At 73.6% G+C, this 12,395-nt stretch carries 11 protein-coding genes; 3 read left to right on the top strand and 8 right to left on the bottom strand.

Translation table 11 applies throughout. From position 1 onward, the window contains the following. Positions 1 to 50: 50 nt before the first annotated feature. Together ABD944_RS34540 and ABD944_RS34535 are read right to left on the bottom strand one after the other, a co-directional pair. Complete coding sequence (locus tag ABD944_RS34540; RefSeq protein WP_345184040.1) at positions 51 to 1,268, bottom strand: hypothetical protein; 1,218 nt, start codon at positions 1,266 to 1,268, stop codon at positions 51 to 53. Next, positions 1,183 to 2,334 (bottom strand): acyltransferase family protein, encoded by a 1,152-nt coding sequence (locus ABD944_RS34535; RefSeq protein ID WP_345184038.1) that lies wholly within the window; start codon positions 2,332 to 2,334, stop codon positions 1,183 to 1,185. Before ABD944_RS34535 ends, ABD944_RS34540 begins: the two co-directional genes overlap by 86 nt. A gap of 187 nt (positions 2,335 to 2,521) precedes the next feature. Between ABD944_RS34535 and ABD944_RS34530 the strand changes: the two genes are divergently transcribed. After that, positions 2,522 to 3,301, top strand: a complete 780-nt coding sequence (locus tag ABD944_RS34530) for an SGNH/GDSL hydrolase family protein (RefSeq protein WP_345184036.1) — start codon at positions 2,522 to 2,524, stop codon at positions 3,299 to 3,301. A gap of 15 nt (positions 3,302 to 3,316) precedes the next feature. On the opposite strand, the gene egtD is transcribed toward ABD944_RS34530, so the two are convergent. From egtD to egtA, 4 genes are read right to left on the bottom strand one after another with little or no spacing between them, the layout of a single operon-like run. Then, the gene (egtD, locus tag ABD944_RS34525) at positions 3,317 to 4,273 is read right to left on the bottom strand and encodes an L-histidine N(alpha)-methyltransferase (protein WP_345184034.1); all 957 of its coding nucleotides are present in this window, start codon (positions 4,271 to 4,273) and stop codon (positions 3,317 to 3,319) included. A gap of 52 nt (positions 4,274 to 4,325) precedes the next feature. Then, on the bottom strand, positions 4,326 to 5,060 hold the full coding sequence (egtC, locus tag ABD944_RS34520; protein WP_345184032.1) for an ergothioneine biosynthesis protein EgtC: 735 nt from the start codon (positions 5,058 to 5,060) through the stop codon (positions 4,326 to 4,328). After that, positions 5,061 to 6,425 (bottom strand): ergothioneine biosynthesis protein EgtB, encoded by a 1,365-nt coding sequence (gene egtB, locus ABD944_RS34515; RefSeq protein ID WP_345184029.1) that lies wholly within the window; start codon positions 6,423 to 6,425, stop codon positions 5,061 to 5,063. Then, positions 6,422 to 7,639: an ergothioneine biosynthesis glutamate--cysteine ligase EgtA gene (gene egtA, locus ABD944_RS34510; protein ID WP_345184027.1), complete on the bottom strand. Its 1,218-nt coding sequence runs from the start codon at positions 7,637 to 7,639 to the stop codon at positions 6,422 to 6,424. The genes egtB and egtA overlap by 4 nt, the downstream gene beginning before the upstream one ends. A gap of 253 nt (positions 7,640 to 7,892) precedes the next feature. Here egtA and ABD944_RS34505 point away from each other — a divergent pair, with 253 nt between their 5' ends. Further along, positions 7,893 to 9,149 carry an RNA polymerase sigma factor gene (locus ABD944_RS34505; protein WP_345184025.1) on the top strand — a complete coding sequence of 419 codons (1,257 nt, stop codon included), beginning with the start codon at positions 7,893 to 7,895 and terminating at the stop codon, positions 9,147 to 9,149. A 6-nt stretch (positions 9,150 to 9,155) separates the two neighbouring features. On the opposite strand, the gene ABD944_RS34500 is transcribed toward ABD944_RS34505, so the two are convergent. Both ABD944_RS34500 and ABD944_RS34495 read right to left on the bottom strand, forming a co-directional pair. Then, positions 9,156 to 9,833, bottom strand: a complete 678-nt coding sequence (locus ABD944_RS34500) for a rhomboid-like protein (RefSeq protein ID WP_345184023.1) — start codon at positions 9,831 to 9,833, stop codon at positions 9,156 to 9,158. Positions 9,834 to 9,857: 24 nt separating this feature from the next. Continuing rightward, a complete protein-coding gene (locus ABD944_RS34495) occupies positions 9,858 to 11,477 on the bottom strand; it encodes an MFS transporter (protein ID WP_345184021.1) in 1,620 nt (539 codons plus the stop codon). Between the two features lie 139 nt (positions 11,478 to 11,616). Between ABD944_RS34495 and ABD944_RS34490 the strand changes: the two genes are divergently transcribed. Then, positions 11,617 to 12,285: a TetR family transcriptional regulator gene (locus ABD944_RS34490; RefSeq protein WP_345184019.1), complete on the top strand. Its 669-nt coding sequence runs from the start codon at positions 11,617 to 11,619 to the stop codon at positions 12,283 to 12,285. The last annotated feature ends 110 nt before the right edge of the window (positions 12,286 to 12,395 follow it).

The raw sequence follows: 12,395 nt of genomic DNA, 5'->3' as shown, positions 1-12,395 counted from the left end.
GTCCGGGGGTGACGGGCCCGCCAGAGGCGGAACGTCCGGTCGAAGCCCGCTCACCCCGGCCGGACGCCCATATCTCTCCCAGCGCGGGCGGTCCCGAAAGTGTCACACCGCCGTCCGAAATATCGGTCGCTCAGCGCGCAGACCACGATGACGGCGGCGAAACAGGAGGCTGCGCCCCTCAGCAGGCCGGCCTCGTAGTAGGTGTCCGTGACCAGGCGGACGGTGGCGTAGCCGACCGCGGCTCCGGCGAGAAGCGCCACCGCCACCTGGACGGCCCAAAGCGCGATCCCGGCCGTCCCGACACCGGACAGCGCTTTCCGCAGAGCGCACACGGCGGCCGTCACGCCGACGAGAAGCCCGGCCGTCGCCGCCAGGAGTGGTGTGCCGAAATTCACTCCGTAACGGATGGCGAGCGCCGGGACGAAGAAGAGAAGCAACCCCCACCGCAGTCCGCTGATGACCGACGCCAGGGCGACACCCATCTCGCCTGGTCTCAGACGTGGTGACGCCCAGCGTGCCCCCGCGATGACGCAAACGGCGACGGCCGCACCTGGCAGGCGTCCGCCCAGATGACCCAGGTTGTACAGGAGGGCCGTGTCATACACGGTCAGCACCACCTGCCCCAGCGCCCACACGGATCCGGCGAACAGGAGCATCTGCGGGAACGACGGCTCGTCCGCACCGGAATCCTCCTGCGCGGCCAGCCAGCGCAGCAGCAAAGGCGTCACAACAGCCGAACAGGCTCGGACCACGATGTCGTCCGCCGTGTAGGGGTTGTGCAGATCCCACTCGACCATGCAGAAGACGAGCGTGTAAGAGAGCGATGCGGCCCACACGAGCCACGAGTGCGCCAGGCGCCGGTACAGGCCGCGGTCCAGCCACCGCAGCACCGTCACATACGCGAGCAGGACCAGCGGCAGTTCGAGGAACGCCTGCACGCGCAGGACGGACGGGGCCAGCAACTCCGGCGCAGGGAAGCGTTCCGCCAGGCCGCGCATGGCTGGTCCGTCCTCAAGCGCGAACCATCCCTCGGGCAGATACTTCGCGACGAACGAGGCGTCTCCGCCGTGAACCCGCAGCACGTACACGGTGAAGAGCACTTGGTTCAGGTAGACGAGCCCCACGACGAGGCCGAGAAGCGCCTCCGGACGGGCCCAGCGCCGCCCCGCCCCGGACGGAGGGTCACATGCGCGCCGCGTCCACCGGGGCGCGATCGCGAGGCTCGCCGCCGTCGCGGTCAGCACCGCCCCGTCCACCCCGATCGCCACGAGCGACAAACGTAGACGTTTCCTCAGGCGGCCGCATGGGCCGCAGCGACGCCGTGAGCCGGGCCCGCATCCACGCCGCGCCGGGGCGTTCCACCAGGCGGTGCACGGCGTAGGCGGCCAGCAGCGAGCCCCCGATGACCACCGCCAGCGCCGTCCAGCGGTCGAGCCCCGGATACACCGCGTCCAGCAGGGGAAGCGCGAGCTGGGAGTGGACGAGGTAGAGGGGGTAGGTGAGCGCCCCGAGCACGGTCAGGCCCCGCCATCGCAGCCGGCTCAGCCGGCCGGTGGCGACGAGGATCATCACCGCGAAGATGCCCGTGATCACGGCGCTGACCACGGTCTCGTCCGCGCCCCTGAACACGTTCTCCGCGCGCCAGGCGCCCCAGCGCAGCGCGATCAGGTAGGACGCGGCCACGTATCCCCAGAGCAGCAGCGTCGGGCCGAACCGGTGGATCATGTACAGCGCCATGCCCGCGATGAAGTAGCAGCTCCAGGTCGGCACCAGCATCACCTGGAGGATCCTGCTGTCCGCCTCGTCGGCGAAGACGCCGCCGAGCATCCAGGCCGCCATGAAGACCAGGCACGAGCGGTAGGTGATCCCGATCCCCGCGAGGACGGCGGCGAGCACGTAGAAGTGGAGTTCGACCCAGAGGGTCCAGTAGACGGCGTCCACGTTCCGCAGGCCGAGCCCGCCCTGCAGCATCGTCAGGTTCGGGACGATCAGCCCGGGGACGCCGTGCCCCATCCGGAACACCGCGTAGACGGCGGCGCCCAGCAGCACGCTCACCCAGTACGCGGGCATCAGCCGCACGAGCCGCGAGATCCCGAACTCCCCCGGGCCGCGTCCCCACGCGCTCATGAGGATCACGAACCCGCTGATGACGAAGAACAGGTCGACGCCGAGGTACCCGAACCGGGTGACCGGCGCGATCTCGGGGAAGACGTCCTGCGAGGGCGCGGGCCACGCCCCGGCGCCGCCGAATCCCGTGAAGTGGTACAGCACCACCGCCAGCGCGGCCGCGAAGCGCAGGAGGTCGAGTTCGCGCAGCCGTTCCCGTCGAGTCACCGCGGAACCCTCCCGCCGCCAGGTGGCCCGGCCCGATCCGCCGGGTGAACGGCGGATGTAGGGAAGGACGCGATTCGCCGCGCCCCGCGGCCGTGCCGTGGTGACGGGATGGTCGCGGAGTGCGCGCGTGGGAGGCGCGAGGTCAGTAAGATACGGAGGCGTCCCCCGATCTCATTGGTGGTCCTCCATGACATCTCGCCGCGCCCGACGCGGCGCGGCGACCCGGATGCTGTGCCTGTGCCTGGCGGCGGTCGTGTCGCTCGCCGGAAGTTCCCTGCTCGCGGGGTGTTCCCTGCTCGCGGGCTCGGTGCACAAGCCGGCCGCGGCGGACGGCCCGAAGGACGGGGCGCGCAGGGCCCCGCCCGTGGTGATGTTCCTCGGCGACAGCTACACCGTCGGCGACCGCGGCGTCGAGCCGGAGTCGACCTACGCCTCCGCGACCGCGCGGCTGCTCGGCTGGCAGGTCGTCGTCGGCGGCCGGTCCGGGACGGGCTTCGTCCAGAAGGGCCGCGGCCCGCACGCGTTCCTCGGCCTGTACGAGAGCCAGCTCGGCTGGCGCCCGGCGCCCGACATGCTGATCGTGTCCGGCGGCCACAACGACTGGCGGATCCCCCCGCCGCAGGTCGCGGCGGCGGCGCACGTGCTGCTGGAGCGCGCCCGGCAGCGCTGGCCCGGCACCCGTTTGGTGCTGGTCGGCCCGCTCTGGGGGACGGGGACGCCGCTGCCCGGCGCGCTCGCCGTCCGGGACGCGCTGAAGAACCTCGCCCGGCAGCTCGGCGTCCCGTTCGTCGACCCGATCGGCGAGGGCTGGATCACCGGCGACCTGCTGACCGGCCAGGGCAACGCGCCGCGCCTCATCAAGCGGGACCGCACCCATCCGACGCCGGCGGGCCACCTGTACGTGGCGACCCGCCTGGCGGCCGACCTGAAGCGGATGGGCCTCGACCACCCCGCCCGCAAGGGCTGAGCGCCGGCGGGACCGTCAGCGCGGCGCGGGGCGCGCGAGGGTGAGGGAGAAGTCGCCCGCCTCGTCGGTCCAGAACTCGGCGAGCTCCAACCCGGCGGCGCCGAGCTCCGCCTCCAGCCGCTCCCGCCGGAACTTGGCGGAGATCTCGGTGCGCATCTCCTCCCCCTCGGCGAACGACACGTCGAGGTCGAGGCCGCCGACGCGGACGTCCTGGGCGCGCAGCGACCGCAGCCGCATCTCGATCTGCTCCTCGGCCGCGTTCCACACCGCGACGTGCCGGTACGCGGCGGTGTCGAAGTCGGCGTCGAGCTCCCGGTTGACGACCGACAGGACGTTGCGGTTGAACTCGGCGGTGACGCCCGCCGCGTCGTCGTAGGCGCGCACGAGCCGCTCGGGGTCCTTGACGAGGTCGGCGCCGAGGAGGAGGAAGTCGCCCTCGTCCATGGTGGCGCGCAGGCCGCCGAGGAACCCGATGCGCTCGGCGGGCGGCATGTTGCCGATCGTCCCGCCGAGGAAGGCGACCAGGCGCCGCTCGCCGCCGGGCAGCAGGTGCAGGTGCTGCTCGTAGTCGGCGGCGACGGCCCGGACGGCCAGGCCGGGGTGGTCGGCGGCGATCCCGGCCGCGGCCTGCTCCAGGAAGTCGCCGCTGACGTCCACCGGCACGTAGGTGCGCAGCGTGCCGGCCAGCGCGTCCAGCAGCAGCCGGGTCTTCTCCCCCGAGCCCGCGCCGAGCTCCAGCAGCGTCCGGGCGCCGGTGGCGGCGGCGATGGCGGGTGCCCGGGCGGTGAGGATCTCCCGCTCGCGCCGGGTCGGGTAGTACTCCTCCAGCCGCGTGATCTCCTCGAAGAGCGCGCTGCCCCGCTCGTCGTAGAACCACTTGGGCGGCAGGGTCTTGGGCGTGCCGGAGAGCCCGTCCCGGACGTCCTGGCGGAGCGTCTTGGCGAGGTCGTCTGCGGTCAGGAACCGGTCCACGTGGTTCTCCTTCGGTGCTTTGGATCGGGCCGTGCTTCGGGGTCGGGCGGTCTCAGAGCCGGGAGATGCGGACACCGGCGGCGAGCCCGGCGGTGACGAGCGAGCCGTCGGGGACGCGGCGCCACGCGGGGTCGCCGTCCAGCGGCTCGGACGCGATCTGGACCGCGTCCCCGCCCTCGCGGACGAACAGCGAGTCGCCCCAGGTCGTGGCGGCCAGGGACGTCCCGTCCGAGGCGAGCAGGTTGTAGCGGCCGGGGGCCAGCGCGGTGATCGCGGCGACGACGGCGGCGAGGCCCTCGCCGAGCGCCGCGCCCTCCCGCCAGTTCCGGACGGCGAGGGCGAACAGCGGCGCGGAGTCGACCGGGGCGCGGGCGTCGGGGACCTCGGCGATGTCCCCGGCCAGTTCCCGCAGCTTGGACTCAACGCCGCCGTAGCCCTCGATCTTCCCGTTGTGGCTGAACAGCCACGGCCCCGCGCGGAACGGCTGGGCGCACGACTCGTCCACGGGGAACCCGACGGTCGCCGACCGCAGCGCCGCGACCGCGCACGACGCCCGCACGGCCCCGGCGACCTCGCGGAACGACTGGTCGGTCCAGATGGGCTGGGCCCGGCGGAAGCGGACGGCCTCGCCGTCCTGGTACCAGCCGACGCCGTACCCGTCGGCGTTGAGGAGGGCGCCCTGCGTCATGCGCGGCGCGTACGACTGGGTCTCCAGCGAGTGCTCCCCCTCGTAGATGAGGGAGTGCAGCGTCCGCTCGGGCCCCAGGTAACCGAGATGGCGGCACATCTAGCGGGCCACCCCCGTCGTCGGCTCCGTGGCCGGCCCCGCCGAGCGGGCGCAGCGGAACCCGGAGAAGATCTGCCGGCGGATGGGGTAGTCCCAGTTGCGGAACGAGCCGCGTATGGCGAGCGGGTGCGTCGCCCAGGACCCGCCCCTCAGCACCTTGTAGTCGGGTCCGAAGAAGACCTCCGAGTACTCCTTGTACGGGAACGAGCGGAAGCCGGGGTAGCCGTGGAAGTCCGACGACGTCCACTCCCACACGTCCCCCAGGAGGCGCCGCACCCCGTACGCCGACGCACCGGCCGCGTAGGATCCGGTCTCGGACGGACGGAGCGCCCGCTGCCCGAGGTTGGCGCGGCCCTCTTCGTAGACGTCGCCCCACGGGTAGCGGCGTGACCGTCCTGCCGCGGGGTCCCAGCGGGCGGCCTTCTCCCACTCGGCCTCGGTCGGCAGCCGCTTCCCGGCCCACCGCGCGTACGCGTCCGCCTCGTACCAGCACACGTGCTGGACGGGTTCGCCGGGCGGGACGGGTTCCGACCGCCCGAACCGGCGGCGCGACCACTGCCCCCCTTCACGCTCCCAGAAGGCCGGGGCGCGCTTGCCGCTGCTGTTGCGCCACTCCCATCCGGCCGGGTCCCACCAGCGCGGGTCGTCGTAGCCACCGGCCTCGATGAACGCGGTGTAGGCCGCGTTGGTGACCGGTTCCACGTCGATGTAGTACGCGGGCAGGTCGACGAGGTGGACGGGGCGTTCGTTGTCGTACGCCCATGGTTCGTCCGACGTCCCCATCTGGAACGGGCCCGCGTCGATGAGCGCTTCCTCGGCGCCGGACGCCTCGCCGGGCACCTGGAGCGGTTCCGCCTTGGGGTCGAGGAGGGCGGGGGCACCGCGGCGCAGCTGGTGGGTGGCCAGCATGGTCTCGTCGTGCATGTGCTCGTGCTGGACGACCATCCCGTACACGAACCCGCCCGACGTCAGCGGATCCGGGGTGTCGAAGCGCACCGACGCCAGCGAGTCGAGCACCTTGGAGCGGACCGCGCCGAGGTAGGACCGGGCCTCCTCCGGCTTCAGGAGCGGCAGCGTCGGCCGCTCCGCCCGCGGATGCTCGAACGCGTCGTACACATCGTCGATCTCGGGGCGCATCGCCTCCTGCCCGGCGGCCGCGCGCAGCAGCCACAGCTCCTCGTAGTTGCCGACGTGCGCGAGGTCCCACACGAGCGGCGACATCAGCGGCGACACCTGCGCGGTGAGCCCGTCCTCGTCGAGGACCTCGGTGGTGAGGCGCAGGCTGCGGTCGCGCACCGCACCGAGCTCGTCGGCGATCAGTTCTTTCAGGGCGGCCTCGTCTGCGGACGGGCCAGGCGAGCTCATGTCGGATCCTCCATCGGAATCGGACGTGTCGGGGACGCGGCGGGCCGGTCGTCGGCGGGACTGCGGCCCCGCAGGACGTACCGGTGGGCGTACTCCTCGACCAGGGGGACGAGGCCGGGCGCGCCGAGCCGCGCGAGCGCGTCCAGCGCCGCCGCGAAGCAGGCTCGCGCGGCCCTGGCCAGGGCGGGGTCCGACAGGCCGTCGCGGGCCGCCGCCGCCCACCGGTGCGCCACCGGTTCGACCGCGGCCTCGGCGGCGCGGGAGGCGGCGGGGTCGTCCAGCAGGGCGGTGGCGACGGCGACGGGCACCGGCCAGTACGGGCCGGGCAGTGCGTCGATCATGCGGAGCTCCAGCCAGCCGCGCGGACGGACCGGCGGGAACAGCGTGGACAGGTGGTAGGCGAGGTCGTCCTCGCCGGGCTCCCCCTTGGCCAGCCACTCCAGGAAGGACATGCCGGGGGCGGGCACCCATTCGTCGTCCGGGGTGTGGACGAGCATGACCTGGGCGTCGAGCGCGTACCGCGTCCACGCCTCGGCGGGGTCGCCGTCCGCCCCGTCCCGCAGCACCGGCAGGGTGCGGCACGGGTCGAGCTCGGTCCAGATGCCCTGCCGGGACGAGCGCATCCCGGTGCGGCGGCCGGCCCGCAGCGGCGAGTTGGCGAACGCGGCGACCAGCACCGGCCCGAGCGCGTGCACGAGCCGCCAGCGGCGGGCCGCGTCCGCGTCGTCGGCGCCGATGTCCAGGTTCACCTGGACCGACGCGGTCGAGCACATCATCGCCAGCCCCGCGTCGTGGAATCCGCCCGCGCAGAAGTAGTCCCGCATGCACGCGTACCGGGGGTGGTCGGCCTGGAACCGGGGCGCGCGGACGGGATCGACGCCGTGCCCGGCGAGCGCGAGCCCCTCCGGTGCGAGCGCGTCCCGCACGTGGGCGACGTCCCGGCCGAGGGCCGCGGTCAGGTCGCCCAGCGTCCCGAACGGGGCGGAGCTGAGTTCGAGCTGGCCGCCCGGCTCGTAGGTCACCTTGCTCCCGCCGGGCGGCGGGCCCGCCCCGGCCACGAGGGCCCGCACCCGCTCGGCGGGCACGTGGGCGGCCGGGTCGACCGCGTCGACCACGAGCCACTCGGTCTCCGCGCCGACCGTCCCGGGCGGGCCGGTCTTGAAGCAGACTCCGCGAATGTGCTGGTAGACGTCGTCCACTGTGAGCCGGGTCACCATTGACTCCTCGGGTATCGATAACGGGTTCGAACCTTCCCTGCTGAACCGGATCAGGAATCAGCGGTTTTTCGGGAAGTTTCTTAAATCTCCGTGAACGTCACCGTCCGCAGCACTCACTGCTACCTTCCGTGCTATTCGACGCTTTGTCCGATCCCTGGCTTCTCAGGGGTCGACCGGAGCCGCTAGAGTCCCCTGGCCAGCGATATGCACGTTTTGCCGGAAGTGAAACCGGACGGAGACGGGGGGTCACATGGGCGGAGACCTGGGCTCGCTCTACGACGCGCACGCCGACCGCCTGTACGCCTACTGCTGGTCGCTCGTCGGCGACCAGCTCGCGGCGGCGGCCGTGGGCGACACCTTCAGCGCGGCCGTGCACCAGCCGCCGCGCGGCGACAGCGTGCTCTGGCTCTACTCGCTCTCCCGGACGGCGTGCGCCGAGCGCGGCGCGTTCGCCGGCGAGCCGGCCGTCGGCACCGGCGGGCGCGGTCCGCTGTTCGCCGACCCCGACCCGCTGCTGCGCGCCGCCGGGAGCCTGCGCTCCGACCACCGCGAGGTCCTGCTGCTGTGGGCGGGCGAGTGGCTCGAACCGCACGACATCGCCCGCGTGCTCGGCCTCGCTCCGGACACCGTCGCGCAGCTGTTCAACGCGGCGCGGACCCGGCTGGAGCGGGCCGTCCTCGACATCCTGATGCGCGGCGCCACCGAGGCGCGGCTCGACCTCATCTCCGCGTTCGAGAAGGGACGGCTGCCGCGGCTGCTCGCCCGGCGGGCCCCCGCGCACGCGCCCGGCTGGCTGCGCGACCAGGTCCTCGCGGCCTGCGAGGAGGAGGCCGCCCGGCCGCTGCCGAGCGTCGTCTCGCCGAGCCCGCTCGTCGTGATCGGCCCGGAGCGGGCGGACCGCCGCAGGCGCGGGGCCTCCGGCTTCGCCTCCAGGGGCCTCGGCGCGGTCGCGGGCGTCGCCGCGTCCGCCGCCGCCGTCATCGGGCTGCTGGTGTCCTGGCCCGCCGCCAAGGGCGGCAGCGCCGCCTCGCTCACGCCGACGGCGAGCAGCGGGCAGACGCATCCGGCGTCCACGTCCAGCCGCGGCGTCCCGCAGGACCCGGCACCCGGCCTGACCGGCTCCGAGCGCGCGGACGGCGGCGCGTCGCGGAACCCGGTGACCAGCGCGTACGGCTCGCCCCCGCAGCAGGCGGGCGGGTCCCCGGCCGGCGGTGCGGCGCCCCCGGCGCCGGCGCCGCCCGCGACGTCGCCGTCGAAGGAGCCCGCGCGCGAGAAGCCCCCGGCGTCCGGCACCCCCGCGAAGCCGGAGAAGCCGTCCACGCCCCCGGACGACGCGACGCCGACCACTCCCCCGGACACCCCGTCCGACCCGACGACCCCGCCGGACGACGGCTCCACGGACCCGACGACGCCGCCGGACACGCCGTCCGACCCGCCGCCGGACCCGGGGACCCCGTCCCCGAGCCCGACCTCGAACCCGGCTCCGCAGCCGGGCGGCGAGGGCTGACCGGGCTCAGGCCTCGCCCGTCCCGGCGGCCGCGGGCCCCGCGGGCACCGCGCCCAGCGGCGCGGGCCCGCGCCTGCGTTCGAGGAGCAGGAGCAGCCCCCCGGCCGCCGCGCCGGTGAGCATGGCCACCAGGTGGCCGACGGCGGCGACCTCCAGCGTTAGCAGACCGTCCAGCAGGACGGGCACGAGCGCGCACCACCAGGCCAGCGCGACCAGCCGGCGGACCCGCCCGTCCCCGTACAGGAAGGCAGCGACGAGCGCCGCGCACAGCACGTAGGACGGGCCGACGTCGGGGATCGTGCGGATGGAGTCCGAGAGCAGGCCCGCCTCCAGCCGCACCAGCGCGATCCCCTGGCTGACGAGCGTGCCGAGCACGTGCGAGGCCGCGATGAGGGCGACGGCCCGCAGGTTCCCGAACCGCCGGGTGGTGGGGAACAGCCCGATCGCCGCCGCGACGAGCAGCACGCCCTGCGACCCCTCGGCGACGAACGCCGAGGCGACCATCGTCCCGACCGGGTTGACCGCGAGGTTGGCCAGGTTGGTGCTGGCCCAGGCGATCACCGCCTGCCGCGCGCCCGGCGGCAGGACCAGCACCTGCACCATCCACACGGCCGCGAACAGGCCGAGGAAGGCCAGCGGCATCGGATAGGACCTGAGGATCCGGCGAAGCCTCGCGAAACCCATCACACCGGCAGCCTAGACCGGGGCCTACGCGGCGGCCGCGCCTTCGACCGGAGAGGTCCCCCGCCGCACCAGGAGCGCGGCGAGCACCGCGACGACCGCGACGGCGCCCGCCACGGTCAGGGACGTCTGGAAGCCGTCCATGAACGCGAGGTGGCTCCCCGTCGTGATGGCGTCGGCCGCCTCCTTCGACGTGCCGGGCGGGATGGGCGCCACCCCCTGCGAGACGAGCCCGCCCTGCCCTTCGAGCTGGTGTGCCGCCGCCCCGGGAAGGCCCGCGCCGGTGAGCCTCCCGAACAGCACGTCCCCGACCCTGGTCGACAGCAGCACGCCCAGCACCGACGTGCCGAGGACACCGCCGACCTGCGAGGCGGTCTGCTGGAGGCCGCCCGCGACGCCCGCGAGATGGGCCGGCGCGTTGCCGACGATGGCCTCGGTGCCGGCCACGATGACCATCCCGAACGCCAGGCCGACCAGCACGAACCACGGCCACAGCTGCACGTACGGGGCGTCCACCCCGATGCGCGACAGGCCGAACATCGCCGCCGCGGTGAACGCCATCCCGAGGACGAGCGGCACCCGCGGCCCGAACCGGCTGGTCAGCGCGCCCGCGACCGGGGAGGCGACGATGAACACGCCGGTCATCGGGAGCATCCGCACGCCCGCGTCCACCGGGCTCATGCCGTGCACCTGCTGCAGGTACAGGGTGATGAAGAAGATCGTCCCGAACATCCCGAAGAAGCCGAGCACGATGAGGCCGGTCGCCGCCGACAGCGACACCGACCGGAACAGCCCGAGCGGCAGCAGCGGGCGCTCCACCCGCAGCTCGTTCCAGACGAACGCGGCGAACAGCACGACGGACGCGGCGAACGACACGAGCGGGACGGTGGCGCCGAACCCGTGCTCACCGGCCTTGATGAGCCCCCAGACCAGGGCGAACAGCGCGCCGCTGAGCAGCGCGACGCCCGCCAGGTCGAACGAGCCGGCGGCCTCCTCGTCCCGCGACTCGCGGATCACCCACAGGCCGACGAGCAGCGCGACCAGCCCGAGCGGGGCGTTCAGGAAGAACACCGACTCCCAGTTGACGTTCTCCACCAGCAGCCCGGCGACGATCGGGCCGCCCGCGATGGAGATCCCGACCGTGGACCCCCAGATGCCGATCGCGGCGTTGAGCCGCTCGGCCGGGAACGTGTTGCGCAGCAGGGCCAGGCTCGCGGGCTGCAGGAGCGCCCCCGCGAACCCCTGCACGACCCGCCAGAAGATCACCATGCCGAGCCCGCCCGAGAGCCCGATCAGCACCGACGACACGGCGAACCCGACGACGCCCGCGAGGAAGGTGCGCTTGCGGCCGAAGCGGTCGGCGATCTTCCCGGCCGGGATCAGCGTGACGGCGAGCGCCAGCAGGTAGGCGTTGGTGACCCACTGCAGGCCGGACAGGCTCGCGCCGAGGTCCTTGGCGATCGCGGGGTTGGCGATGGACACGACGGTCGCGTCCAGCCCGACCATCATCACGCCCAGCGCGACCGCGACGAGCGTGAGCCAGGGATGCCCGTGTCCCGCCCTGGCGGGACGGCCGCGCGCCTGGTCGCGCGGCGGTATGGGGACGGCGCCCGGTTCGAGGGTCTCGGCGCCATGGGACTGAGTCATATCGACCTCCGGCTTGGCATGGGCACAAACTGTCATGGCATGACAGTTGTCGTCAACTGCCCTTGGTCTGCGTGCGACATGTTTCACGTCACGACATCCAGCGCTCGACGGACGATCGCCGGGCGATTACAATGCGCGCATGACCGCGACCGCCCCCGAGACCGGCACGTCCGGCCCCGGTTCCCAGCCCCCGGGCAGGCGCGAACGCAAGAAGCAGCGCACCCGAGAGGCGCTCGTCGACGCCGCGTTCACCCTCTTCGCCGAGAAGGGGTTCGACGCCACCACCGTCGAGGAGATCGCCGACGCCGTGGACGTCTCGTCCCGCACGTTCTTCCGCTACTTCGCCTCGAAAGAGGACGTCGCCCTCACCTTCCAGGAAGAGCAGACCCGCGCCGTGCTGGGCAAGCTCGCCGAACGCCCCCCGGACGAGCCGATCATGACCGCGCTGCGGCACACCGTGGTGGAGATCGCGCGCGCCTGCGAGGCCGGCGAGCTCGGATTCGACCCCGGCCGCTTCGAGTGCATGCTCTCGATGATGAGCGACAGCCCGACGCTGATGGCGGGCAGCCTGGAGCACGCGCAGAAGAAGCAGGCGCTGCTCACCGAGGTCATCGCCGAGCGGATGGGCCTGGACCCCGCCACGGAGCTGCGCCCGCACGTCGTCGCCGCCGCCACCACCTGCGCGTTCCAGGCCGCCGCCGACGCCACCCGCCGCCTCGGCGGGGCGTTCTCCACGCTGTCGGAGACCGTCGACCAGGCCTTCGCCATCCTGGAGAACGGCTTCGACGAGCCCTCCCCGGCGGGCTGACCCGGGCCCCGGCGGGCGCCCGACCTGCGACGACACGCTCACGCGGTGTGTGCGCGGCGGCGCGGCGGGTACCTGACGTGCGGGACCGGGGGCGCCCCGTCCCCGCACGG

This window comes from Actinomadura verrucosospora (genome assembly GCF_039540335.1).
GTDB lineage: Bacteria > Actinomycetota > Actinomycetes > Streptosporangiales > Streptosporangiaceae > Spirillospora > Spirillospora verrucosospora.
The sequence above is the reverse complement of the archived record's forward strand: the minus strand, read 5'-3'. Positions and strand labels throughout refer to the sequence as shown.